Origin of the sequence: Aquisalibacillus elongatus, assembly GCF_003843875.1 — a bacterium.
In the GTDB taxonomy this organism is placed as follows: Bacteria; Bacillota; Bacilli; order Bacillales; family Alkalibacillaceae; genus Aquisalibacillus; species Aquisalibacillus elongatus.
Genome location: NZ_RKRF01000007.1, coordinates 125,356 through 151,120 on the forward strand (window position 1 = coordinate 125,356; position 25,765 = coordinate 151,120).

The window sequence follows — 25,765 nt, forward strand, 5'->3', positions numbered from 1 at the left end:
GTAGTGGTCTGACCACTGATTTCAGACTGAAATTAAAGGAGAGGTTCTCGTGACGAGCTTAAAAGAAGAAGCACTTCATTTACACAAAGTCAATCAAGGGAAGTTGGCAACTCATTCTAAGATCCCAATTCGTAACGAGCAAGATTTAAGCCTTGCTTATTCGCCAGGTGTTGCGGAGCCTTGTAAAGCGATATATGACGATAAAGATTCCGTTTATGACTTTACGATGAAAGGAAATATGGTAGCAGTTGTGACAGATGGGTCAGCGGTGTTAGGTCTAGGGAACATTGGTCCAGAAGCAGCACTACCTGTAATGGAAGGTAAAGCGGCATTATTTAAAGGTTTTGCTGGTGTTGATTCATTTCCGATTGCCTTAAATACGAATGATGTGGACCAAATTGTTAATACCGTAAAACTAATGGAGCCGACATTTGGTGGAGTGAACCTTGAAGATATCGCAGCACCAAACTGCTTTATCATTGAAGACCGGTTAAAAAAAGAAACTAATATTCCGATTTTCCATGATGACCAGCATGGTACAGCGATTGTTACAGCTGCTGGTTTAATCAATGCGCTTCGCTTAAATGGAAAATCTTTCTCTGAAATAAAAGTTGTCATTAATGGTGCTGGAGCTGCGGGAATAGCCATCATTAACCTTTTATACAATTTCGGCGTTCGTGACATGATTATGTGTGATTCCAAAGGTGCGATTTTTGAAGGTCGCCCTTACGGCATGAATTCTGTTAAAGAAGAAGTTGCAAGAATGACGAACAAAGATAAAGTTGAAGGTTCACTAGAAGAAGTTGTTAAAGAAACAGATGTCTTTATCGGCGTATCTGTAGGTGGAGCTTTATCTAAAGAAATGGTTGAGAGCATGAATGAAGAACCTGTTATTTTTGCAATGGCAAACCCTGACCCAGAGATTATGCCAAACGATGCAAAAGCCGCTGGTGCGAAAGTGATTGGTACGGGTCGATCTGATTTTCCAAACCAAGTAAACAATGTGTTAGCATTCCCTGGTATTTTCAGAGGTGCTTTAGATGTACGAGCTACGCGCATTAATGAAAGAATGAAAGTAGCGGCAGCTGAAGCTATTGCTAATTTAGTTGGTGATCAGCTATCAGAGGATTACGTCATTCCAAATCCATTTGATTCTAGAGTTGCACCGGAAGTGGCTAGCGCGGTAGCAAGAGCCGCTATGGAGTCCGGCGTGGCTCGAATTCAAATTGATCCCGAGAATGTAAGGAAGCGCACACAAGAATTGACATCCATTGATAGAGAATAATTTCTTGAGGTGCTACGATGACTAATTCGGCAAAAATAAAAGTCTATCAGGAAGTTTTAGACCAGATTAGACTTTTTATTGAGGAGAACCAACTATCAGAAGGGGACCGGCTTCCATCTGAACGTGAACTCTCAGAACAGCTGAATGCGGGGCGTTCATCCGTTAGGGAAGCATTACGTGCAATTGAACTATTAGGTTTAATTGAGACGAGACATGGTGAAGGGACGTTTTTAAAAACGTACCGCCCTTACCACACGGTGGAATTATTAGCGACGTTTGTACTAAGACAACCAACAACAAAAGAAGAACTTCTTGATGTCAGACAAATGATAGAACATGAATGTGTGAGTCGGGTTCATACAACACTAACAAAATCAGATATACAAAACTTAAAATCCCAGATTCTTGAATTAGAGATCCCATACATTCATACACACGTATTTAATTATTTATTTCAACATGTAGGTAATGAATTATTAACGAAGATTTGGCACTTAATAAATAATTTTTCTCAAACTACTTTTTCAAGTCATCTTAATCAAGACTTTTATTTAGAATTTATAGAAGCATTAAGCGAACACAATATTAAACAAGCATCAGGTCAAATCAAAAAAATCTATGAAAAGTACTAAATGATTTTCAGTTGTCTTAAATTAAACGATGAATTTTGACAAACTTTTTGAGCTATTTTTTATATAGTTGAGTGGAGCTTGTTCAATAGGGAGGAATCCGCTTGTTAAAAGATATTTTTAATAAAAAGAAAAAATACGCTACTGTAACTAAGCAAGAAGAACGTGATGACGTACCTGAAGGTTTAATGGTGAAATGTCCTTCTTGTAGACAAATATTTTATCGAAAAGAACTAGAGAAGAATTTAATGATTTGCCCACATTGTGAACACCACCATCAAATGTCATCTCGTGAACGAATTGAGCATTTAATGGGTGAGACGTTTGAAGAGTGGGATGAGGATATGATGTCTCAGAACCCACTAGATTTCCCAGGTTATCTAGAGAAATTAGATAAAGACCGTGAGAAAACGGGTATTAATGAAGCGGTCGTTACTGGAAAAGGTATGATTAATGGTTACCCAACAGCTATTGCCGTTATGGATGCTCGCTTCCGTATGGGTAGTATGGGATCTGTTGTTGGTGAAAAAATTGCCCGTGCTATAGAAAAGGCGAAAGATGAACGTCTACCAATCATTATTTTTACAGCTTCTGGTGGAGCCCGTATGCAAGAAGGTGTATTAAGCTTAATGCAAATGTCTAAAACATCCGTGGCACTAGAGCGTTTTTCTCGCGCAGGCGGGTTGTTTATTTCATATATGACAAACCCAACGACTGGCGGAGTTTCTGCAAGTTTTGCTTCATTAGGGGATTATAACTTTGCAGAACCAGGAGCTTTAATCGGATTTGCAGGAAGACGGATCATTGAACAAACAATTCGTGAAAAACTTCCAGATGACTTTCAGACGGCAGAATTTTTATACAAACACGGCCAATTAGACCAAGTCGTTAGCAGACAAGATATGAAAGAGACACTAACGACGATTTTAGACATTCACCAATCTGGAGGTGAGCAAACATGAAACATGTATTACCATTTGAAAAGCCAGTTGTAGAATTAAGAGAAAAAATTGCTGAATTAAAAAAGTTTACTAGTGAAAGTGATATAGATTTAACGGATGAAATTGAAACACTTGAGAGTCGTTTAGAAAAACTTGAAAAAGAAGTTTACGGTAATATGTCACCTTGGGACCGTGTGCAAATGGCTAGACACCCTGAGCGACCGACCTCATTAGATTTTATCGAAAATTTATTTACGGACTTTTTAGAAATGCATGGTGACCGTTATTATGGTGATGATGAAGCGATAGTTGGAGGTATTGCAAAGTTTGAAGGAACTCCGATTACAGTTATTGGCCACCAGCGTGGAAAAGATACAAAAGAGAACTTAAGACGTAATTTCGGTATGCCACACCCTGAAGGTTATCGAAAAGCTTTAAGGTTAATGTATCAGGCTGAGAAGTTTAGCCGTCCAATTGTTACGTTTATTGATACAAAAGGGGCTTACCCTGGCCGTTCGGCAGAAGAACGTGGTCAAAGTGAAGCAATCGCTCGTAATCTAAGAGAGATGGCCGGATTGACAGTTCCTATTATTTGTATTGTAATTGGCGAAGGTGGCTCAGGTGGTGCACTCGGCATTAGTATTGGCGACCGATTATACATGCTAGAGAACTCGACGTATTCTGTCATCTCGCCAGAAGGTGCAGCTGCTTTGCTTTGGAAGGACTCAAACCTAGCTCAAAACGCAGCGGAATCCATGAAGATTACGTCTTACGACTTAAAAGAATTAGGTATTATTGATGATGTTATTCAAGAAATCCAAGGCGGAGCTCATCGTGATATCACAGATCAATCAGATGCGATCCGTCAAACCTTACGTAAAGCTTTAAACGAACTGGAACAGATCTCAGAAGATGATTTATTAGAACAAAGATGGGAAAAGTATCAAAAAATCGGAGCCGTTACATCCGTTGTTCGGAGCTGAACTTAAGTCAGCTCCGTTTTTCATTTAAAACTCTTAAATTTTAGACTTTTTTAATGTTTGTCTTATTCATGGTATTTCTTAACTATATGATTTAAAATAGAGCACATAACAGAATTGAACGGGGTGATAGTATGAAACGAATTGGCATTTTAACAAGTGGTGGCGATGCACCAGGAATGAATGCTGCGATTCGGTCTGTTGTTAGAAGTTGCATTTATAATAATATTGAAGTATTTGGCATTTATTATGGTTATCAAGGCTTAATTGAAGGTCATATTGAGCAATTACATATTGGTTCTGTTGGTGATATTATTCAAAAAGGGGGCACAGTCCTCTATTCATCTCGTTCCGAAGAATTTAAAACAGAAGAAGGTCGAGACAAAGCCATTGCTCAATTAAATCATTATGGCATAGATGGAATAATTGTAATTGGTGGAGATGGATCTTTTAAGGGTGCTAAAAAATTAACTGAACGTGGAATTCCTTGCGTCGGTATTCCAGGTACAATTGATAATGATATTCCTGGAACTGATTATACGATTGGTTTTGATACGGCATTAAACACCGTGATCGAGGCAGTCGATAAAATCAGAGACACCGCGACATCTCATGAGCGAATTTACGTCATCGAAGTCATGGGTCGTGATGCAGGGGACTTAGCCCTATGGTCAGGAGTAGCTGCTGGTGCTGAGAGTATTTTAATTCCAGAAGTGCCACCTAATATGGCAGAAGTTGTTGATAAAATCAAACGCGGTCACGAACGTGGAAAGCGCCACAGCATTATCTTGGTTGCTGAAGGTGTCGGAAGTGCTGTTGACTATGCGGATCAAATAAAGAACGAACTTCATGTTGAAACGCGTGTTACGGTTCTAGGGCACACACAACGAGGAGGTTCTCCTACTGCATATGACCGAGTACTTGCTGGGCGTTTAGGTGCGTTTAGTGTTGATTTACTATTAAAAGGCGAGCAAGGTCGAATGGTTGGAATTGAACATAATCAACTTGTCCATCATGATATTATTGAAGCCTTAGACCAAAAGAGGAAAATATCTAAAGACTTATACGAATTATCAAATCAGCTATCGATTTAACTTTATGATTAAGGAGGTCACTAAAGATGAACAAAACCAAAATAGTATGTACGATTGGTCCTGCGTCTGAGTCAGTCGATACATTAAAAGAATTAATTCATTCAGGGATGAATGTGGCACGTTTAAATTTTTCACATGGCGATCACGAAGAGCAAAAGCAGCGTATTGCTAACATTAGACAAGCTGCAGAAGAAACGGGTAAATCAGTAGCCATTCTCCTAGATACGAAAGGCCCTGAAATTAGAACTGGTAACTTTAAAGATGGTGAAGCAGAATTAACAAAAGGCTCAACTGTCGTCCTAACAATGGATGAAATAGAAGGGACTCAAGAACGCTTTACCATTACTTATAAAGGTTTAATTGATGATATTGAAGAAGGTCGTCAAATATTATTAGATGATGGGCTAATTGGCTTAGAAGTTACAGACGTTAGACGTGATCAAAACGAAATTGAAACAAAAGTATTGAATTCAGGCACGATTAAAAACAAAAAAGGTGTTAACGTACCAAATGTTAAAGTGAACTTACCTGGTATAACGGATAAAGATGCTAGTGATATTGTGTTTGGTATTGAACAAAATGTCGATTTTATTGCGGCATCATTTGTCAGAAGGCCTTCAGATGTCTTAGAAATTAGAGAGTTACTTGAAAACCATAAAGCGGATCATATCAGAATTATTCCTAAAATCGAAAACCGGGAAGGTGTCGAAAATTTAGATCATATTATTAAAGTCAGTGACGGAATTATGGTCGCACGTGGGGACTTAGGTGTTGAAATTCCAGCTGAAGAAGTACCGTTCATTCAGAAGACAATGATTCAAAAATGTAATAGCGCTGGAAAGCCTGTGATTACAGCCACTCAAATGTTAGATTCAATGCAGCGTAATCCACGTCCGACAAGAGCTGAGGCAAGTGATGTGGCCAATGCTATTTATGATGGTACGGATGCAATTATGCTTTCTGGTGAAACAGCAGCTGGGGATTATCCAGTAGAAGCTGTCACAACGATGTATAACATTGCGGTTTATACAGAAAAAACATTAGAGAAAAATGGAAATCAATCAGACTTAGAATTAGCTCCAGATTTATCAATTACGGACGCCATTAGTCATTCAGCGGCAAACTTAGCTAAAGATCTTTCAGTTAAAGCGATCATTACACCGACTGAAAGCGGAAATACTGCAAGAATGGTATCTAAATATAGACCGCAAACACCGATTGTCGCGGTTACATCAAAATCTTATGTAAGCAGACAATTGAGCCTTGTCTGGGGCGTGCATGCTGTTGAAGGTAGTACAGTGGAGTCTACTGATGAAATGCTTGCACTTGCAATAGATAAAGGGTTATCTACAAAATTATTCCACCATGGCGATCGCGTCGTTATTACAGCAGGTGTGCCTGTTGGCGAAAGCGGGACAACTAACCTAATTAAAGTTCATGTTGTCGGTGATGTTGTCGCTAAAGGTCAAGGCATCGGAGAGTCAGGTGCTGCCGGTAAAGCTGTTGTGACGAATGATCAAGACCGACTAGAAAAAGAATTTAACGAAGGCGATATTCTTGTTACAACAAGTACAGACCGTGAATTAATGCCTTATATTCAAAAAGCAGCAGGTATAATTACAGAAGAAGGTGGCTTAACGAGCCATGCGGCAGTCGTTTCACTGAATGTTGGGATTCCGGTTATTGTAGGTGTGGAAGATGCTATGAAGAAAATTAAAGATGGAGAAGAGATTACTATAGATCCTACGAATGGTAGTGTATATCAAGGTCGTACAAGCGTTATATAAGGGAGAGTAGACCATGTTTAGAATTCTATTTTTCTTAATCATTGTTTTATCGGCTGTGGAAATAGCGATTTTCGTATGGTTAGGTAATGTCTTTAATGTATGGTTCGTTTTATTCGGTATTATTCTTACCGGTTTGCTTGGGGCTGCACTGGCAAAGCATCAAGGCTTTCATACATTAAACCGAGCAAGGTACGAGATGGCAAGTGGAAGACCACCTACAGAAGAGATTTTAGATGGTTTAGCCATTTTAGTAGGAGCCGTGCTACTTTTCACCCCGGGCTTCGTTTCGGATGCAATCGGTTTTATACTACTCATCCCTCAAACGCGCAAGCCTATTAAACAATATATTAAAAAAGTGCTAAATGAAATGTTTCGAAAAGGTTCGATTAAAGTCTTTCGAAACTATTAAGAGGGTTTTATAATATAATTTTTTATGGCTGTAAAAGCACCAGCTTGGCCTAATGCTTTAAAACTAACAGCAGCTATTGGGCCAAGCAAAACCCCAAATATTCCGAACCAATTGATAAATAGAAATAAGATGATAATTAAGAATAATGGGTGTACCCCAATAGATGATCCGATTAATTTCGGTTCAATTAGATTACGAATGATGATGAGTAAGAGATAAAGAATGCTAATTTGAATGGTTAAGGAATATTGATCGGTAAAAAATAAATATATAATCCATGGTAAAAATAACGCACTAATCCCGATGAATGGAATTAGGTCTAAGAACATAGCGATTGAAGCTAATGCTAAGGCATGGTTTATATTGAAAAATGTTAACCCCATAAAGACTAACGCTCCCGTAATCATAACAATCATGGATTGCGCAAGAGCGTATTTTTTTATGAGGGAAATAAAACTTGTTTTAATGGTTATGTAATAATGGCGAAACGTATTCGGAGCTTGTTGATCTAAATACTTTAACCATTTAGGACCATCAGCACTTATAAAAAATGTACTGATTAAGATGAATAGTAAATAATAGCTTGCCTTAAGAATATTTGTGATGGTGTTTATGGTTTGTTGTAAAGCATTAATTAAAAGGTGCTGACTGTATTCTTTTAATGTATTAACGGTTTCAGCAATCATTTCCTTTAATATAACTTGTGATTGAGGTTGGATTGAGTCCATGAATGACGTTAACATCGAATAAGCTCGGTCAATAACTGTTTGACTTATTCGTTCAATCTCTTTAAACAAATCATCAATAGATGCGGGCATAATATTCGTTAAGTATTGAAGTAAATGAATGAGTTCAACTAAACTAAAGGTAATAACCGTGATAAAGCTCAACAACATGAGTAATAATACACTTATGACTGCTAAGCGACGGTTTAAATTAAGCTTGTCCTCTAAAACTTGTACAAGAGGATTAATGGCAATAGCTATCATTAAACTAATCGCAAACGGTAATAAGTGCTTATAAATTAGGAAACCAATCAGGATTCCAAAGCAAATCCAACCAATCAATTTAAACAAATTTTGATATTTTATAGCCATAGTGCTAATCCTCTCATTGTTATAAAAGAAAGTTGTGATTGAATTGTTATCATCATCGACGTTATTTTTACTCGTACTTCTAGCCATTGGGTTTATAGCTAAAAATCAGGCGATTTTAATAGCGGTTTATATATTGTTAGGGATTAAATTATTAAAACTAGAAGATAAGGTTTTGCCATATATAGAGCAAAAGGGCCTGTTTATTGGTGTTGTTATTATTACAGTTGCTGTATTAGTTCCCATAGCTACAGGCGATATAGGCTTTAAAGATTTACTGGCAAGTGTTAAATCATATTACGCATGGATTGCGTTAATATCTGGTATGTTTGTTGCCTACGTAGCTAAAGATGGCTTGCAATTGTTGGCGAACGAACCCCACCTAACAGCTGTATTAGTCATTGGAACTATTTTAGCTGTAATCTTCTTCCAAGGTATTGCGGTAGGGCCTTTGATTGGCGCTGGTATTGCTTATCTATTGATGCAAATCGTTGATAACGTCATGAAAATATTTACGTAAGTTTTATACTTTCAATATAAGGGAATATATTCTAATAGCTATGCTAAACTAAAAGATATTATTATTTTAGGCAGAAAAATTTCACATTCGTTATAATTTTGTTTATAATGGTCTGTGGGACGGAATGCTAGAGGGCAAATAGATTAAGTGTGATTACATACACTTCATTGTTCTATGATTATATTGTGAAAAAGGAGAGAGATACTATGTCAAATCCTAAGGGTCTTGAAGGAATTGTCGCAACTGAATCCTCAATTAGTTCAATCATTGATGACAAACTGACATATGTTGGTTACGACATTGATGATTTGGCTGAGAATTCAAGTTTTGAAGAAATTATTTACTTATTATGGAACCAAAAGTTACCTACAAAATCTGAACTAGATTCTTTTAAACAAGAACTAGCAGATAACATGAGCTTACCTCAAGAAATTATCGATCACTTAACATCTTATGATTTAAGCACAGTTCATCCTATGGCTGCAGTTCGTACAGCTGTTTCAATGCTAGGTTTATACGATGAAGAAGCAGATGTTATGGAAGAAGAGGCTAACCGTCGTAAAGCTCTTCGTCTGCAAGCTAAGATTTCTGCGGTTGTAACAGCTTTTGGACGCATTCGAAATGGTAAAGAACCAGTATCTCCAAGAAATGACTACGGTTTTGCCGCTAACTTCTTATACATGTTAAGTGGTAAAGAACCAGAAGACATTGAAGTAGAAGCGTTTAACAAAGCACTTATACTACATGCTGACCATGAATTAAATGCTTCAACGTTTACAGCTCGTGTCTGTGTCGCTACTGAGTCAGATGTTTATTCTGGTGTTACAGCAGCTATTGGTGCGTTGAAAGGTCCACTTCACGGTGGAGCTAACGAACGCGTAATGAAAATGTTAACTGAGATCGGTGAAGAAGACAACGCCATCAGTTACATTGAAAAAAAGCTAGCTAATAAAGAAAAAATTATGGGTATGGGACACCGTGTTTATGAAAATGGTGACCCACGCGCCAAACACTTAAAAGAAATGTCCAGACAATTAACTAGCATTTCAGGCGAATCTAAGTGGTACAATATGTCTGTTAAAATCGAAGACTACATCAAAGAAAATAAAGGCCTACCAGCTAACGTAGACTTTTATTCAGCATCTGTATATCATAGCTTAGGTATTGACCACGATCTATTTACTCCAATTTTCGCAGTCAGCCGTGTATCTGGTTGGTTAGCACACATCTTAGAACAATACGCTAACAACCGTTTAATTCGCCCACGCGCTGAATATGTGGGTCCAAGCAAACAAGCTTATACCCCAATTGATCAACGATAATACCAAAAGCCGGGCAAACCGGCTTTTGTGATGTTTACTAATTTATTATGAAATATACTAGGAGGTAATGACTTTGACACAAGGTGAAAAAATTACAGTTGAAAATGGAAAAATGAATGTACCTAATCAAGCGATTATCCCATTCATCGAAGGGGATGGAACAGGACCAGATATTTGGGCGGCAGCTTCTCGAGTATTAGAAGCAGCTGTTGAGAAAGCATATAACGGTGAAAAAGGTATCGTTTGGAAAGAAGTTTTAGCAGGTCAAAAAGCTAAAGACAATACAGGCGAATGGTTACCAGAAGAAACATTAGAAACAATTCGTGATTACAAAATCGCGATTAAAGGACCTCTTACAACGCCAGTTGGCGGAGGAATCCGTTCGTTAAACGTAGCGCTACGTCAAGAGTTAGATCTTTTCACTTGCCTACGTCCGGTTAAACACTTCTCAGGTGTTCCTTCTCCAGTTAAGAAGCCTGAAGATGTTGATATGCAAATCTTCCGTGAAAACACTGAAGACATTTATGCTGGTATTGAGTGGGAAGAAGGAACTGAAGAAGTTAAGAAAGTCGTTGACTTCATTCAAAACGAAATGGGCGTTAATAAAATCCGTTTCCCTGAAACATCAGGTATCGGAATCAAGCCTGTTTCAAAAGAAGGTACTGAACGTTTAGTTCGCTCTGCCATTGAGTATGCGCTAAACGAAGGTAAGAAGAGCGTTACACTAGTACACAAAGGTAACATCATGAAATTTACAGAAGGTTCATTTAAAGCTTGGGGTTATGACCTTGCTGAACGTGAATATGGCGACAAAGTATTCACATGGAAAGAATATGACCAAATCGTTGAAGAAAAAGGTCGCGAAGCTGCTGACCAAGCACAAAAAGAAGCAGAAGATGCTGGTCGTATCATCGTGAAAGATGCCATTGCGGACATTTTCTTACAACAAATTTTAACTCGCCCGAAAGAGTTCGATGTTGTTGCAACAATGAACTTAAACGGTGACTATATTTCTGATGCACTAGCTGCACAAGTTGGCGGTATTGGTATTGCACCAGGTGCGAACATTAACTATGAGTCAGGCCACGCTATTTTTGAAGCGACTCACGGTACAGCTCCTAAATATGCAGGTCAAGACAAAGTTAACCCATCTTCAGTTGTTCTTTCTGGTACATTAATGTTAGATCATTTAGGCTGGAGAGAAGCTAGTGAATTAATCCATAAAGCAATGGATAAAACTATTGCTAGTAAGGTCGTTACTTATGACTTTGCTCGTCTAATGGACGGAGCTACAGAAGTTAAGTGTTCTGAGTTTGCTGACGAGCTAATTAAGAACATGGACTAATAACGATTTGGGAGGATACCAATAATGACAATTAAGCGTAGGAAGGTTTCGGTTATAGGTGCTGGTTTTACTGGTGCCACAACAGCATTAATGGTTGCACAAAAGGAACTAGCAGATGTCGTTTTAGTGGATATTCCGGATATGGAAGACCCAACAAAAGGGAAAGCGCTAGATATGTTAGAAGCAAGTCCTGTTCAAGGGTTTGATACTAATATCGTCGGTACAGCTGATTATAAAGACACTGAAGGTTCTGACGTTGTGGTGATTACAGCTGGTATTGCAAGAAAACCTGGCATGAGCCGAGATGACTTGGTCGCAACGAATGCAAAGATTATGAAGCAAGTGACACAAGAAATTGTGAAGTATTCACCTGACTGTTACATTTTGGTGTTAACAAACCCAGTGGACGCAATGACCTATTCCGTTTTTAAGGAATCAGGCTTACCGAAAAATCGCGTCATCGGTCAATCAGGTGTATTAGATACAGCACGCTTCCGCACATTTGTTGCTCAAGAACTTAATATTTCAGTGAAAGATGTTACTGGATTTGTTCTTGGCGGTCATGGAGATGACATGGTACCAATGTTGCGCTATTCATTCGCAGGAGGTATTCCGCTAGAAAAACTCATTTCCAAAGAACGATTAGACGCGATCGTTGAACGGACACGTAAAGGTGGCGGTGAGATCGTTGGATTACTCGGAAATGGTTCGGCTTACTATGCGCCTGCAGCTTCCATCACGGAAATGGTAGAAGCCATTCTTAAGGATCAACGTCGAATCCTCCCAGCCATCGCTTATTTAGAAGGCGAATATGGTTATCAAGATATGTATTTAGGCGTTCCTACTATTTTAGGTGGAAACGGCCTTGAAGAAATCATTGAGCTAGATCTGAACGAAGAAGAGCAAGCTCAATTAGACAAATCAGCTGATTCTGTTAAAGATGTCATGAAAGTGTTAGCTGATAACGAATAAGTGTTATTATAAAGCTCGAGGAATATCTTTTCCTCGAGCTTTTTTAAGACAATTTATTCTCTAATTTTTGCTTTTATTCTCTAATTACAGTTTTTATTCTCTATTAGCATTTCGTTATTCTCTATTTGACAGGCTTTATTGTCTAAAATGATCAATTTATTCTCTAATTTTATAAGACAGGGTGTATGAAGTTGATATTGGTTATTGATCACGAAGATTCGTTTACATATAATTTAGTTCATGATCTTGAAGAAATAGATGAGGTAAAGGTGGTCCATTATGAGGATATTCACGAGAACACCATCTTGGATTTAAACCCTCGCCTCGTTTTATTATCACCAGGCCCAGGTCATCCAATCGATAAGAAAAATTCTATAAAAATCGTTAACCAAATCAAAGGTACAGTTCCAATCTTTGGAGTTTGCTTAGGCTTTCAAATCATTGTACAAGCTCTAGGTGGTCAGATTGTTGAAGCTAATAGGCCAATTCATGGGCATATTGAACTGGTGACACATGACAGTAAAACCATTTACACTAATTTAGATCAACCGTTACAAGTGACACGCTATCACTCATTAGTTGCAGATCGTGAACATTTTCCTAATGAGCTTGAGATTACAGCTAGGTCAAAAAGTGGTGAGATTATGTCATGCCGGCATCAAACACTCCCTATAGAAGGAGTACAATATCATCCTGAAGCTATCTTAACCACACAAGGAAAACACATCTTGCGAAATTTCTTGGATTACTATAAGTGGAGTGACAAAGATGACGAAACAAGTTGTACATTTTAAACATCCTTGGTTGGATGATGATTCTTTTGTGTTTGAGAAACCTTATGACTTTGTGGTAGCCAATGACCTTAGTGAAGTAAAAACGGCTATTCGAAGAGTTGAACAGTATACCAAAAATGGTTACTATGCTGTTGGCTATGTCAGTTATGAGGCGTCGAAAGCCTTCAATGAACGTATGGTAACATATGAGAGTGTTCGTTTGCCTTATGTGTATTTCGGTATTTATGAAGATTATCATCACATCTATGAAATAGACAATACGCCCTTAGAAAACTTAAATTGGAAAAGTGACACGAGCCGCTCAGGTTATCATCAATCCATTTCAAATATTCATCTCGCTATTAAAAAAGGCCTAAGCTATCAAGTTAACTTTACAATTAGGTTAATTGCTGAATTTCAACAACTAAATACGAGAAAGCTATATGAACAATTGCGCCAATCCCAACAAGCGCATTATACAGCGCATTTATCGTTTAATGATTTTGAAATCATTTCTGTATCACCAGAGCTATTTTTTGCATGGGATGGTGAACAGATCGAAACAAAACCAATGAAGGGAACCATCAAGCGTGGAAGTACGGACACAGAGGACAATTTAAACAAGAATTATTTACGCCAGTCCACTAAAGACCGTGCTGAAAACGTCATGATTGTTGACTTAATTAGAAATGATCTTTCGAAAATCGCGCAAAAAGGCTCAGTACATGTACCAAAATTGTTTGATATAGAAGAGTACCCCACTGTTTTTCAGATGACGTCTACTGTGAGGGCTAAAACGAAACCTGAGGTCAATTTAGTGTCTATTTTTGAATCATTATTTCCATGTGGTTCGATTACAGGTGCACCAAAAATTAGCACGATGGAACTTATTAAACATTTAGAGTCAACACCGAGAGAAGTTTATTGTGGTGCAGTTGGAATCATTACACCTGAGGGTCAGGCTATATTTAATGTACCTATCCGGACCGTTTGGGTTGATCACAGACGAAATCAAGCAATCTATGGTGTTGGTGGCGGAATCACATGGGATTCAACTGCAGAAGGTGAATACGATGAAGCGTTAGCTAAAGCGAAGGTTTTAAAACCATCACCAGCTACTTTTCAACTGCTTGAGACGATGACGCTTGAACAAGGACAATTTGATTTATGGCAAGAACACATGAACCGTTTACTCAAATCAGCGACCTTTTTTAATTTTAATTATGATCTTAAATTGATTAATCAAAAGCTTAATCAAATAAGAGAACAGTATAACGATGGTGTATATAAAATTAGGTTGTTATTATCGGAGGATGGACAAATACAAACAGAGGTTACGCCTATTGATCACTTGACTCAATCATATAACGCCACACTCGCAAGTCGGCCAATTAATCGACAGGACATATTTTATTATCATAAAACAACGTTTAGAGATCATTATCATGGCCTTAAAAATGAGACTTATGATGAGACATTATTATGGAATGAAGCTGGTTATGTCACAGAGTTTATTAATGGAAATCTGGTTTATGAGTTAGAAGGTCAGTATTTTACACCACCCAAAACTGATGGACTACTTGCAGGAACCTACCGAGAACGGCTCCTTGAACAAGGGATTATTAATATTAGATCTTTGCATAAATCAAAACTCGATCAAGTGGATAAACTATGGTTTATTAATAGTGTCAGGGGTTGGGTGTCGATTGAACAATGTGTTAAAGAAAGAGTATAACCGACATACTGAATTGAGTTTAATCGAATGTGTTATAGAGGATTAATATAAGTAAATTCTAATGAGATAAAGAGGTGAAAGATCATGTCCGAGCAGGCAGACAGGATTAAACATAAATATAATCGGATCTCGAAGCACTTTGATAAGATGGATAAAATGATTAAGGATGACTGGCGGAGCGAGTTAATTGAAGAATTAAAAGGAGATATACTAGAGGTTGGCGTCGGCACGGGGGCTAATTTTAAATATTACTCCGAAGATGCACATGTCATTGGTATTGATTTTAGCTCTAGTATGTTAGAGATTGCTCAACAAAAAGCTGAATCGAGTAACGCTCATATTGAGCTACATGAGATGAATGTAGAGGATTTAAAATTTGAAGACAATAGCTTTGATTATATCGTTTCAACATGTGTTTTTTGCTCAGTTCCTGACCCTGTTAAAGGGTTAAAAGAATTAAGGAGAGTCGTTAAACCAGATGGGCGAATTGTCATGCTAGAGCATATGAGAAGTGAAAGTGAGTTAATGGGCAAGGTGTTAGACTTTTTTAATCCTGTAAGTGTTAACCTAATCGGTGCTAATATTAATCGAAAAACGGTTTCTAACATTTATCAGGCTAATTTAGAGGTATTAGAACAAGATTTTCTTATGACGTCGATTATGCGAAAGCTAGTATTGTCACCTAATAAATAACATTTCAGCTAAAGGATAAATTTCCTTCAGTGGTACAGGCTATGACTAGTTTGTACCATTTTTTTATGGAGGTGTGTTTGTGAATTTACAAGAAGATTATGAAAAAGGTGATATCGTATACGTGATGTATCGAAATCCACATGCGCAGAGTGTTGCGCAAATACAAGAAGCGGCGGTTGTTCAACATCCAGAAGAGCCTGGAGAGTTGGCTTTATTTTTCTATGATACGTACTACCCTTTGAATGAACAAATAGCGGTTTATAAAACGGAAGAAGAAGCAAATGAAGCGTATCAGTTTTACTTCGGTGATGCGGATGGAGCGAATTACTATGGTTAAACCTTTTATGCCTGAGTTAGTTTATGTTGAACCAAGGGCGTTAGAGTATCCGTTGGGTAAACAATTAATCAACAGATTAGAAGGTAAGGGAATCGATATTCGTGAAACAACGTCTCATAACCATATCCGTAATTTGCCTGGAGATAATCATTTTCAAAGATATCGAATGGCAAAATCGACCCTCGTAGTAGGCCTTAGAAAAACGTTAAAATTCGATACATCCAAGCCTTCTGCCGAATATGCCATTCCGTTGGCAACGGGGTGTATGGGGCATTGTCATTATTGTTATTTACAAACAACGATGGGGAGCAAGCCTTATATTCGAACTTATGTCAATGTTGAAGAAGTATTGGATCAGGCTGAGAAGTATATGGAAGAACGAGCACCAAATATTACTCGGTTTGAAGCCTCATGTACATCAGATATTGTTGGCATTGATCATTTAACCCACACTTTAAAACATGCTATCGAGTATTTTGGTCAATCAGATTTAGGGCAGTTAAGGTTTGTAACGAAATTTGCTCATGTCGATCATCTTTTAGATGCTAATCATAATGGTAAAACGCGATTTAGATTTAGCGTTAATGCTGATTATGTTATTAAGTATTTTGAACCTGGTACATCAAAACTAGACGACCGGATTGAGGCGGCGAAGAAGGTAGCAGATGCTGAATATCCTCTCGGTTTTATTGTGGCACCGATTTATCTCCATGAGGGATGGAAAGAAGGCTATAGAGTCATGTTTGAGAAGCTAGAAGCATCTCTTCCTAAGCATGCTCGGAAAGATCTTACGTTTGAATTTATTCAACACCGATTTACGAAGCCAGCTAAACGCACAATTGAACAAAACTATCCTATGACAAAATTAGAACTAGATGAAGCTAAACGAAAGCCAAGGTGGGGTAAATACGGGATTTGGAAATATGTTTATACAGATGAAGAACAAGATGACATGAAACAAACCTTAAGTCAGTATTTGAATGAGTATTTTCCTGAGGCCAAATTTGAATATTTTACTTAAGTAAAAGCATACCAGCTCCAAAATGGACGGTATGCTTTATCAATTACTTAAGATAAAAAACCGTTAAGTAATATTCATATTGGCTTCTCGCTATAGACGGTTCGTTGTGATGAATGATGAGGGGCTGAGTTTTTGGTTCTGTTTGCCTATTTGAAGTGACTCTTGCTAAGTAAGTGAAGTTTGGTCTTGTAACAGTTGTTAATAAATAGGCAGACCGCTCACTACCAGTGCGTCTATTCTGGTTTAAAGATTCAATGATTCTCTCCGCTGTCGTGATCCCAATACCATGACCGAAGTAAAGGCCGTCATCTAATACGACTGCATTCTCCCCTTGCCACCAAGGTGTTTCAGGTGATACATCAGGGTTTTTGAAATAAACGATATCACCAGGAATTAAATGCCTTGTGCTGACGTTTTGTATTCGGAGATCTGGATCAGCGTGCCAGCTATACAAGTATAAATCCCCAAATAATCGGTTGAATAAGTCCTCACCAATGGTATTTAATACAGCATGGTAATAGACAATGAGCATGGCTGTGGCACATTCAAATCCATATAGGTGACTATTATTGTAAATGTCGTTAATGGCAGTTGAAGGCAACACATCATTTATTAATTGAAAGCCTCCAGGTTTTGTTCGAATCCAGTAATCTGGGTTACAACGCGAATGTTCAAAAATCTCAAATTTAACCTGACTCTCATACATGAGTCTTGAACTTCTAATAATATTTTTACGAAGTGTCATCTCAAAGTTTAACTCGTTTAATGAACGGTATCTATAGATTAGACGGTCCTCCATTAATTTTTCTAAAATGATTTGTTCCGAACTTTGAGAAGGAACGATATTGGTGTTTTGAAATTCGCTTCCGTTAATGATGATCATAAAATCGCTCCTTTAGTGTGTTATATTATACTACTCACTGGTTGAGGATTAGGTGATGCATAAGTTTTTAGAATTTACACATTTTATGAGTAAGGAGGGTGATATCATGGATCAAGAAACGTTTGTCGCAGTAAGAAAAAATGAAGATGGGGATATCACGCATTTTAAAACGTCAAGTGGGCGAGAACTTGATTATGAACAGGCATTAGAAGAAGTGCAGGGTGGAACTATTGCTGGAGTAAATATCGGAGAAGCTAGGAATGGTAGACCTGTCATCAGAGGTAATGCAGATGGAGATCCAACGAATAATTTAGATAGTCTACAAAGTTTTTAATATAAATCTTCTCGAGTCTGGGACAAAAGATTTTAATTGATAATACTCCGTACTATGATTAAGTGTTTTGAATCATAGTACGGAGTTTCTTATACGCTCCGTTAAAAAGCTCCGCTTTCCTTGGGCACGGCCTCAACTTCCCAAAACTCACTACCGTGAGTTAAACGGAGGATGTTCGGCTAAGTTCGCAACGTCCTGTTGCAACGCCGAACTGACCCACATCCTGTGGCCCCTCGGCTCGCGCTGTTCCCAAAGGAGTCTACGCTTTTTAACTCCGCTGATTAAATTTCATCTTTCATAATTCTCTTGCTACCTTTCACTAAATTTCTGTTGTAACATATTCACTTCACTGCAAATTAGTAGTGTGCTATTTAATAAATAGGGTAGAATGGAATTAGAAGAAATATGCGTAAAGAAGGTGAGCTTTTGACAGAACATGCCCCAAACCGACTCATTCATGAAAAATCACCATACTTACTGCAACATGCCTATAACCCTGTTGATTGGTATCCATGGAGCGATGAAGCATTTGAGGTGGCGAGAAAGGAAAATAAGCCTATTTTTCTAAGTATTGGTTACTCTACTTGCCACTGGTGCCATGTCATGGCCCATGAATCCTTCGAGGATGAAGAGGTAGCGAAGGAAATTAACGAGAAATTTGTACCGATTAAAGTGGACCGTGAAGAACGCCCTGATATTGATGCGGTTTATATGAAAGTGTGTCAGCGGATGAATGGTCAAGGTGGTTGGCCGTTAAGTATTTTTATGACACCAGAACAAGTACCGTTTTATGCCGGGACGTATTTTCCTAAAGAGAGTAAATATGGTTTGCCAGGCATTAAGCAGGTTGTTGGTTATTTATCGGAAACTTTCCATCAAGACCCTCAGCAAATTAAAGACGTCGTAGATAGTGTCAAAAAGTCATTAAACCAAGTGATCTTCTCAAAAGGAGATGCACGTGTGACGAAAGAAGCGGCTGATCAAGCCTTTCATGAACTCGGAAAAACGTTTGATACCTTATACGGTGGTTTTGAAGGTGCACCTAAATTTCCATCGCCACATCATTTAATGTTTCTCATGCGTTATTATCAACAGACCGGCAAAACGCTAGCGCGTCAAATGGTTGAGAAAACATTAAATTCCATGGCTGAAGGAGGTTTATATGACCATATAGGCTTTGGTTTTACTCGTTATTCAACAGATGAAGAGTGGTTGGTGCCTCATTTTGAGAAAATGTTATATGACCAAGCACTGCTTTTGATTGCCTATACAGAAGCTTATCAGCTCACAGGGAAAGAACATTATAAACAGATCAGCAAGCAAGTTATTGAATTCGTCAAAAGAGAGATGACTAGTTCAGAAGGTGCCTTTTATTCAGCTATTGATGCTGATTCTGAAGGAAAAGAAGGGCAATATTATATTTGGGGAAGAAAAGAAGTATTTCAAGTACTAGGTGATGAACTGGCTGGCATTTTTACAACGGTTTACAACATCACAACAGAAGGGAACTTTCATGGCAAAAACATTCCGAATCTAATTGGAACTGATTTAAAATCCATAGCGGAACAATTCAATTTAACTCAAGAAGAATTACATCAAAAACTTGAAGAGGCGAGAGTGAAGTTGCTTAAGGCTCGTGAACAACGGGTGTACCCGCACTTGGATGATAAAGTTCTAACGTCTTGGAATGCAATGATGGCTGCAGCGTTAGCCAAAGCGGGCCAAGTTTTTCAGCAGGATGAATACGTTGAAATGGCGCGAAAGGCGACTCGTTTCATAGAAGAAAATCTAGTAGAAAATGAGCGCTTGATGGCTAGATATCGCGACGGTGAAGTGAAGTTTAAAGGTTATTTAGATGACTATGCTTATCTAATTTGGGCGAATTTAGAACTTTATGATGCCGAATATGAGGTGGAGGACCTAAAACGGGCTAAGGAATTAGCGAGTCAGATGTATGAATTATTTTGGGACCAAGAGCATGGTGGATTTTTATTTAATGGTTTAGACAGTGAACAGCTCATTTCAAACGATAAAGACATACATGATGGTGCGGCACCGTCTGGAAATAGTGTAGCAACCGTCGTATTAACAAAACTTGCTTTGTTGACTGGTGAAACCCATTATGCGGATTGGGCTGAAGATCAATACCGAGTCTTCTATCCAGCATTATCTCGCATACCACAAGGAAGCACTTACTTCTTAATCAGTTTAATGCTGACAGAGTACCCATCTAAGGAAGTCGTTGTCGTAGATCAAGAAGATGATCAATGGGATAAGCTAAAACAGTTTAAACAAACTCATTTCTTACCTCATCTTATTTGGTTATATAAAGAAGATGAGTTATCAAAAGTAGCGCCTTTTACTAAAGACTATAGTGGGATCGATAATCAAACGACCGTTTATATTTGTGAAAACTTTGCATGTCAGAGGCCAACAACAGATATTGATCAAGTGGTTGAAAAGCTAAGTCATGATGCATAGTATGTCTTTTCAAAATTCATCCGAATGGTTATGATGAACTCAAGTATATAAATAGGAGTTGGGGAAATTGGATCAACGAATATTAATTGTAGATGATGAAGAATCGATTACGACGTTGATTGATTATAATTTGATGCAAGAAGGGTATCATACAGCAGTCGTTCACGATGGTGAAACCGCCTTAACGTTAGCTGAGAAAGAAAGCTTTGATTTAATCTTACTCGATTTGATGCTTCCAAGTATGGATGGGATTGAAGTCTGTCAAACATTAAGAAGTCATGGTCATCAAGTTCCGATTATTATGTTGACGGCAAAAGGGGAAGAAGAAGATAAAATTACTGGCCTAGACGTTGGTGCGGATGATTATATTACAAAACCATTTAGTCCAAAAGAGCTTTTAGCAAGGATTCGTGCTGTTTTAAGGCGTTCTGTTCCATCTGAAGAAGAGCAAGAAGTGATTCGTTTTAACGATATAAAAATTAATGTTGAGACTTATGAAGTTTTTAAGGGTGAACAGCTCATTGAATTTACTAAAAAGGAATTTGAACTACTACTCTATTTAGCGAACAGAATGAATAAGCCGGTTAAACGTGAAGTGCTATTACAGGATGTATGGGATTTTGATTTTATTGGTGATACGAGAATTGTTGATGTGCACATTAGTCACTTAAGAGAGAAACTAGAAGACCAACCGAAAAAACCTACTATGATCAAAACGGTTCGTGGAATCGGTTATAAACTTGAGGGATCTTAAAATGAATCGAATTCGAGATCGGAAAACATTATTTGTTTACACGGTTTTAAGTATTATGTTCATCATGGTATTAGGGGTTTTGTTTGTTCAAGTTGCTAAGCATTATGTTATTCAGGCTTATGAAGAGCAATTAAATTATGATTCCCAGTTTGTCAGTCAGGACATTGATTTAAACCAAACGGATCTACAGAGCCAATTGGATTATTATAGTGAAGCACTCCCTGTTGATCTAATTTTATATGATGAGGCAAATCGTGAATATTTACATACGTTTACATCTACTGAATCAAAATTTTTAAATGAGGTATTAGGTGAAGAATTATCTAATAATACGAAAGTAATTGACTCTCATTTACTACAATCGGTTCGGTTAAATGATAATACCGTCATCACGTTAGTATCCGAACAACTGCCAATTTATTATTTAAATACCACTCTTTGGTCTGTCATTATAGTCTTAGCATTACTAGTTGGTATTTTTATTTGGAGTTTAGGTAATCGGCTTTATGAGAATTATGTGACGCCGATTCGAGAAGCGTCAAAGACAGCTTCAGAATTATCTGAAGGGAATTATAAGGCTAGAATCCATGATGCACCATATGGAATCGTTTCTGAACTAGGTCAATCCATTAATAAACTAGCTAGAAACTTAGAATATATTACAGCGAAATATGAAAATCAAAACGATCGACTTAAAACAGTTGTTAATAATGTTGAGAGTGGACTTTTGCTAATTAATGAAAAAGGTCTAACTCGTTTGGCGAATCAGGCGTTTGTTAATTACTTTTCAAACCAAGATGATATTGTCGGTGAAGTCTATTATGATGTGATTGAAAATCAGGCATTAAATGAAGCTTTGCAAGAAGTTATTTTTATGGAACGAAAAAAACAAGTGACCATTGAAACAGATCGAGGCCATTATTTTGAAGTTTATTTAGCCCCTATTTGGAATGATCAAGAAACATGGAAAGGGGTTGTCGTTGTCTGCCACGACATTACAAAGATTAAGCAACTTGAAAATGTTCGAAAAGACTTCGTGGCCAATGTGTCACATGAATTAAGAACACCCATTACGTCCATTCAAGGGTTTGTTGAAACGTTATTAGATGGTAATCAGCATGATGAAGAGATTATTAATAAGTTCTTAAAAATCATTGATAAAGAAACAAGACGTCTTAATACCCTAATTAAAGATTTATTAGATTTATCTAGTATTGAAAAAGATGATTTTACATTGACCAAATCTTATTTCTCTATACAGGACTTAATGAGTGAAGTAAATCTTGTAATGGAGAGACAGTTAGAAGAACATCAATTAGAATCAAATTTAGACGTTCCTGAGGATTTAGAGATTTACGCGGACTACAATCGACTATATCAAGTCGTTCTTAACTTATATTCGAATGCCATTCAATATACTCAGTTAGGTGGAAAAATAGAATGGAACGTGGTTCAAGAAGATGGATTTGTTCATTTTAATATTCAAGATACTGGCATTGGTATTCCAGAACAAGCCCAGGATCGAATTTTTGAGCGTTTCTATCGAGTTGACCGTGACAGAAGTAGACAAACCGGTGGGACAGGATTAGGCTTATCAATCGTCAAACATATTGTAGAAGCTCATGGAGGGACCATTGACCTCCAAAGTAAAGAAGGAGAAGGAACGTCAATTACGGTTTCCATCCCGCAATTACTATAGTTTGTTATAATGAAGTTATATTTAATGTTAAAGAGGTGTTTCCTTTGTCTAATCAAGAGATTATTTTAATAGATGGTAATAGTGTACTTTATCGCGCATTCTTTGCTTTGCCTCTTTTGAGTAACGAAAGTGGCGTACATACAAATGCTGTGTTCGGATTTACGAATATGTTGTTAAAAATTCTAGAAGAAAAAGACCCAGGCCATATTCTAGTAGCTTTCGACGCTGGGAAAACGACTTTTCGCCACGAAACCTATAAAGAATATAAAGGTGGGCGCCAAAAGACACCACCAGAGTTATCTGAGCAGTTTCCAGTTATGCGAGAAATGTTAGATGCATTAGGCATTAAACATTATGAACTGCCACAATATGAAGCAGATGATATTATCGGAACGATTTCAAAGCAGGCTGATCAAAAGGGTATTCAAACGTTTATCTATTCAGGTGATAAAGACTTGCTTCAATTAGCCTCAGATCATGTGACAGTCGGCGTGACACGTAAAGGTATTACGGATATCGATGAGTATACCCCGGATGGGATTAAAGAAAAGATGGGGGTTACGCTCAATCAAATTATCGACCTAAAAGCATTAATGGGTGATAAATCGGACAACATTCCAGGAGTACCTGGCGTCGGTGAGAAAACGGCAGTTAAACTATTAAATCAATATGAAACGCTAGAAAACTTATATGAACATGTAGATGACGTCAGTGGTAAAAAACTTAAAGAAAATTTAACGAATCATAAAGATGACGCCTTTATGAGTAAGGACTTAGTAACGATTAATCGTGAGTCTCCTATTGAAATAGCAATTGATGATTTAAACTACGAAGGTTATCAATCTCGCGATGTTATTGAGTTATTTAAAACTTACGGATTTAAATCACTTATGGGAAGAATTGAAGGGGCTGAAGAAGAGGTCGAGCGAGAAGAGATTACATTCGATCAAGTTGACCATTTCTCTCAAGACATGGTTAGCTCTGAAGAGAATTTTCTTATGATGGAAATGTTGGAAGATAATTATCATCATGGTGATATTCTCGGTTTCTCTTTAGTTAACGACAATGGTTATTACTTCATTCCTACAGATGTTGCTTTAGAATCTGAAGCTTTCCAAAAATGGCTAGAGGATGAAGAAAGCCCTAAGGTAGTAGCAGATCTAAAAAGAGTAAAAGTAGCGTTAAACTGGAGAGGCCTTTCGCTAAAAGGCGTAACGTTTGATCTCATTCTTGCTTCTTATATCGTAAATCCTTCTAACAGTAATCATGATATAGCGTCAATTGCCAATGGTTACGGTTTGGTAGAGGTATCTTATGATGAAGAGGTTTATGGTAAAGGAGCTAAACAAAAGGTTCCAGAGCAAAACGATTTAGCAGAACATATTGTTAGAAAAGGTGTGGCAGCGAAAAAGCTTTATTCTACGCTAAAAGATGAATTGTCTCAGAATGAACAAGATGACCTTTATTATAATCTTGAAATGCCGTTATCCCATATTTTAGCTGAAATGGAGTATGTAGGCGTTTCCGTTGATGTCGAGCGAATTAAAGAAATGCAACAAGACTTAGGTGAGCGTCTTGAAAAAATCGAAGAAGACATTTATGAATTAGCCGGACAGTCATTTAATATTAATTCTCCAAAGCAATTAGGGAAAGTATTATTTGAAGATCTAGAACTTCCGGTTATTAAGAAAACTAAAACCGGTTATTCTACTTCAGCAGACGTCTTAGAAAAACTTCAGCACGAACATAAAATCGTTGATCAAATATTATTGTATCGACAGTTAGGAAAGCTTCAGTCAACGTATATTGAAGGCTTATTAAAAGTTGTTCATGAAGATACGAATAAAATTCATACGAGGTTTAATCAAGTCTTAACACAAACAGGACGTTTAAGCTCAACAGATCCGAACTTACAAAACATCCCGATTAGACTTGAAGAAGGACGGAAAATTAGACAAGCCTTTATTCCGTCTAAAGACGATTATGTCATTATGGCTGCTGACTACTCTCAAATTGAATTACGTGTGTTAGCTCATATTGCCAATGATGAAAAGCTAATCTCCGCATTTAATGAAGGTAAAGACATTCATACGCAAACGGCAATGGACGTTTTTAACGTATCAGAAGATGAAGTTGATGACTTAAAACGACGTCACGCAAAAGCAGTTAACTTCGGGATTGTTTATGGAATTAGTGATTATGGTTTGAGTCAAAGTCTTGGAATCGCGAGAAAAGAAGCGGGTCAATTTATTGAAAAGTATTTTGAAAGCTACCCAGGTGTTAAACAGTATATGGACGACATTGTTCAACAGGCAAAACGTGATGGTTATGTTGAGACGATTATGAAACGCAGAAGGTATTTACCTGATATAACAAGTCGTAATTTTAACAAACGCAGTTTTGCAGAACGAACGGCAATGAATACACCAATTCAGGGAAGTGCCGCGGATGTCATTAAAAAAGCAATGATTGATGTTATGGACCAACTTAACCAATCTAATATTAATGCTACGATGCTTTTACAAGTCCATGACGAATTAATTTTTGAAGTAGCCAAAGATGATATCGATTCATTGAATAAACTCGTTAAAGAAGCAATGGAGAATACCGTTGAATTAAATGTTCCATTATTAGTTGAAGCTGAATACGGCGATACTTGGTACGATGCGAAGTAAAG

General features: G+C 37.6%; 23 protein-coding genes. 21 read left to right on the forward strand and 2 right to left on the reverse strand.

The window, feature by feature from the left end; all coding sequences use genetic code 11:
* Positions 1-49: 49 nt before the first annotated feature.
* The 7 genes from ystJ (at position 50) to EDC24_RS01185 (ending at position 7,125) form a co-directional block, all read left to right on the forward strand.
* Entirely contained in the window at positions 50-1,285 is a 1,236-nt protein-coding gene (gene ystJ / locus EDC24_RS01155; protein ID WP_124219034.1) for an NADP-dependent malic enzyme, read from the forward strand.
* Between the two features lie 17 nt (positions 1,286-1,302).
* Positions 1,303-1,917, forward strand: a complete 615-nt coding sequence (locus tag EDC24_RS01160) for a FadR/GntR family transcriptional regulator (RefSeq protein WP_124219035.1) — start codon at positions 1,303-1,305, stop codon at positions 1,915-1,917.
* 101 nt (positions 1,918-2,018) lie between these two features.
* Positions 2,019-2,876 (forward strand): acetyl-CoA carboxylase, carboxyltransferase subunit beta, encoded by an 858-nt coding sequence (accD, locus tag EDC24_RS01165; RefSeq protein WP_124219036.1) that lies wholly within the window; start codon positions 2,019-2,021, stop codon positions 2,874-2,876.
* Positions 2,873-3,838, forward strand: a complete 966-nt coding sequence (accA, locus tag EDC24_RS01170; RefSeq protein ID WP_124219037.1) for an acetyl-CoA carboxylase carboxyl transferase subunit alpha — start codon at positions 2,873-2,875, stop codon at positions 3,836-3,838. Before accD ends, accA begins: the two co-directional genes overlap by 4 nt.
* 131 nt (positions 3,839-3,969) lie before the next feature.
* Positions 3,970-4,929 (forward strand): 6-phosphofructokinase, encoded by a 960-nt coding sequence (pfkA, locus tag EDC24_RS01175; RefSeq protein WP_124219038.1) that lies wholly within the window; start codon positions 3,970-3,972, stop codon positions 4,927-4,929.
* A gap of 26 nt (positions 4,930-4,955) precedes the next feature.
* Positions 4,956-6,716 (forward strand): pyruvate kinase, encoded by a 1,761-nt coding sequence (gene pyk, locus EDC24_RS01180; RefSeq protein WP_124219039.1) that lies wholly within the window; start codon positions 4,956-4,958, stop codon positions 6,714-6,716.
* Positions 6,717-6,729: 13 nt separating this feature from the next.
* Entirely contained in the window at positions 6,730-7,125 is a 396-nt protein-coding gene (locus EDC24_RS01185) for an FxsA family protein (RefSeq protein ID WP_124219040.1), read from the forward strand.
* Here the strand turns inward: EDC24_RS01185 and ytvI are convergent.
* Complete coding sequence (gene ytvI, locus EDC24_RS01190; protein WP_170158435.1) at positions 7,122-8,222, reverse strand: sporulation integral membrane protein YtvI; 1,101 nt, start codon at positions 8,220-8,222, stop codon at positions 7,122-7,124. The two genes, EDC24_RS01185 and ytvI, sit on opposite strands and share 4 nt — an antisense overlap.
* A 43-nt stretch (positions 8,223-8,265) precedes the next feature.
* On the opposite strand from ytvI, the gene EDC24_RS01195 reads away from it, so the two are divergent.
* The 9 genes from EDC24_RS01195 to splB all read left to right on the forward strand — a co-directional run bounded on the left by EDC24_RS01195 (position 8,266) and on the right by splB (position 16,937).
* Positions 8,266-8,739 (forward strand): DUF441 domain-containing protein, encoded by a 474-nt coding sequence (locus EDC24_RS01195; RefSeq protein ID WP_124219042.1) that lies wholly within the window; start codon positions 8,266-8,268, stop codon positions 8,737-8,739.
* A gap of 206 nt (positions 8,740-8,945) precedes the next feature.
* Positions 8,946-10,061, forward strand: coding sequence for a citrate synthase (citZ, locus tag EDC24_RS01200; protein WP_124219043.1), 1,116 nt, complete (start codon positions 8,946-8,948; stop codon positions 10,059-10,061).
* A 73-nt stretch (positions 10,062-10,134) separates the two neighbouring features.
* Positions 10,135-11,406, forward strand: a complete 1,272-nt coding sequence (icd, locus tag EDC24_RS01205; protein ID WP_124219044.1) for an NADP-dependent isocitrate dehydrogenase — start codon at positions 10,135-10,137, stop codon at positions 11,404-11,406.
* A gap of 24 nt (positions 11,407-11,430) precedes the next feature.
* A complete protein-coding gene (gene mdh, locus EDC24_RS01210) occupies positions 11,431-12,378 on the forward strand; it encodes a malate dehydrogenase (RefSeq protein ID WP_124219045.1) in 948 nt (315 codons plus the stop codon).
* Between the two features lie 185 nt (positions 12,379-12,563).
* A complete protein-coding gene (locus EDC24_RS01215; protein WP_245997937.1) occupies positions 12,564-13,172 on the forward strand; it encodes an anthranilate synthase component II in 609 nt (202 codons plus the stop codon).
* Positions 13,147-14,886, forward strand: coding sequence for an aminodeoxychorismate synthase component I (gene pabB, locus EDC24_RS01220; RefSeq protein ID WP_124219046.1), 1,740 nt, complete (start codon positions 13,147-13,149; stop codon positions 14,884-14,886). The genes EDC24_RS01215 and pabB overlap by 26 nt, the downstream gene beginning before the upstream one ends.
* Positions 14,887-14,970: 84 nt before the next feature.
* Positions 14,971-15,579, forward strand: a complete 609-nt coding sequence (locus tag EDC24_RS01225; RefSeq protein ID WP_124219047.1) for a class I SAM-dependent methyltransferase — start codon at positions 14,971-14,973, stop codon at positions 15,577-15,579.
* 73 nt (positions 15,580-15,652) lie between these two features.
* A complete protein-coding gene (locus tag EDC24_RS01230) occupies positions 15,653-15,916 on the forward strand; it encodes a transcriptional regulator SplA domain-containing protein (protein ID WP_425455168.1) in 264 nt (87 codons plus the stop codon).
* Positions 15,909-16,937, forward strand: a complete 1,029-nt coding sequence (splB, locus tag EDC24_RS01235; RefSeq protein ID WP_124219048.1) for a spore photoproduct lyase — start codon at positions 15,909-15,911, stop codon at positions 16,935-16,937. Before EDC24_RS01230 ends, splB begins: the two co-directional genes overlap by 8 nt.
* Positions 16,938-16,980: 43 nt before the next feature.
* Here splB and EDC24_RS01240 read toward each other — a convergent pair whose 3' ends face one another.
* Entirely contained in the window at positions 16,981-17,820 is an 840-nt protein-coding gene (locus EDC24_RS01240; RefSeq protein ID WP_124219049.1) for a protein-glutamine gamma-glutamyltransferase, read from the reverse strand.
* A 106-nt stretch (positions 17,821-17,926) separates the two neighbouring features.
* Between EDC24_RS01240 and EDC24_RS01245 the strand changes: the two genes are divergently transcribed.
* The 5 genes from EDC24_RS01245 (at position 17,927) to polA (ending at position 25,763) form a co-directional block, all read left to right on the forward strand.
* Positions 17,927-18,154: a DUF3892 domain-containing protein gene (locus EDC24_RS01245; RefSeq protein WP_124219050.1), complete on the forward strand. Its 228-nt coding sequence runs from the start codon at positions 17,927-17,929 to the stop codon at positions 18,152-18,154.
* Between the two features lie 405 nt (positions 18,155-18,559).
* Positions 18,560-20,635, forward strand: coding sequence for a thioredoxin domain-containing protein (locus tag EDC24_RS01250; protein ID WP_124219051.1), 2,076 nt, complete (start codon positions 18,560-18,562; stop codon positions 20,633-20,635).
* Positions 20,636-20,702: 67 nt separating this feature from the next.
* Positions 20,703-21,389, forward strand: coding sequence for a response regulator transcription factor (locus EDC24_RS01255; protein WP_124219052.1), 687 nt, complete (start codon positions 20,703-20,705; stop codon positions 21,387-21,389).
* A 1-nt stretch (position 21,390) separates the two neighbouring features.
* On the forward strand, positions 21,391-23,088 hold the full coding sequence (pnpS, locus tag EDC24_RS01260) for a two-component system histidine kinase PnpS (protein WP_124219053.1): 1,698 nt from the start codon (positions 21,391-21,393) through the stop codon (positions 23,086-23,088).
* A 44-nt stretch (positions 23,089-23,132) separates the two neighbouring features.
* Entirely contained in the window at positions 23,133-25,763 is a 2,631-nt protein-coding gene (polA, locus tag EDC24_RS01265; protein ID WP_124219054.1) for a DNA polymerase I, read from the forward strand.
* Positions 25,764-25,765: the final 2 nt, after the last annotated feature.

Bases quoted from the DNA above. Each gene is read 5' to 3' on its own strand.
- EDC24_RS01225 (WP_124219047.1), top strand. From the start codon at position 14,971: ATGTCCGAGCAGGCAGACAGGATTAAACATAAATATAATCGGATCTCG.
- accA (WP_124219037.1), top strand. From the start codon at position 2,873: ATGAAACATGTATTACCATTTGAAAAGCCAGTTGTAGAATTAAGAGAA.
- mdh (WP_124219045.1), top strand. From the start codon at position 11,431: ATGACAATTAAGCGTAGGAAGGTTTCGGTTATAGGTGCTGGTTTTACT.
- pyk (WP_124219039.1), top strand. From the start codon at position 4,956: ATGAACAAAACCAAAATAGTATGTACGATTGGTCCTGCGTCTGAGTCA.
- splB (WP_124219048.1), top strand. From the start codon at position 15,909: ATGGTTAAACCTTTTATGCCTGAGTTAGTTTATGTTGAACCAAGGGCG.
- EDC24_RS01245 (WP_124219050.1), top strand. From the start codon at position 17,927: ATGGATCAAGAAACGTTTGTCGCAGTAAGAAAAAATGAAGATGGGGAT.
- EDC24_RS01160 (WP_124219035.1), top strand. From the start codon at position 1,303: ATGACTAATTCGGCAAAAATAAAAGTCTATCAGGAAGTTTTAGACCAG.
- EDC24_RS01250 (WP_124219051.1), top strand. From the start codon at position 18,560: ATGCGTAAAGAAGGTGAGCTTTTGACAGAACATGCCCCAAACCGACTC.
- EDC24_RS01240 (WP_124219049.1), bottom strand. From the start codon at position 17,820: ATGATCATCATTAACGGAAGCGAATTTCAAAACACCAATATCGTTCCT.
- pnpS (WP_124219053.1), top strand. From the start codon at position 21,391: ATGAATCGAATTCGAGATCGGAAAACATTATTTGTTTACACGGTTTTA.
- citZ (WP_124219043.1), top strand. From the start codon at position 8,946: ATGTCAAATCCTAAGGGTCTTGAAGGAATTGTCGCAACTGAATCCTCA.
- EDC24_RS01215 (WP_245997937.1), top strand. From the start codon at position 12,564: ATGAAGTTGATATTGGTTATTGATCACGAAGATTCGTTTACATATAAT.
- pfkA (WP_124219038.1), top strand. From the start codon at position 3,970: ATGAAACGAATTGGCATTTTAACAAGTGGTGGCGATGCACCAGGAATG.
- EDC24_RS01185 (WP_124219040.1), top strand. From the start codon at position 6,730: ATGTTTAGAATTCTATTTTTCTTAATCATTGTTTTATCGGCTGTGGAA.
- pabB (WP_124219046.1), top strand. From the start codon at position 13,147: ATGACGAAACAAGTTGTACATTTTAAACATCCTTGGTTGGATGATGAT.
- ytvI (WP_170158435.1), bottom strand. From the start codon at position 8,222: ATGGCTATAAAATATCAAAATTTGTTTAAATTGATTGGTTGGATTTGC.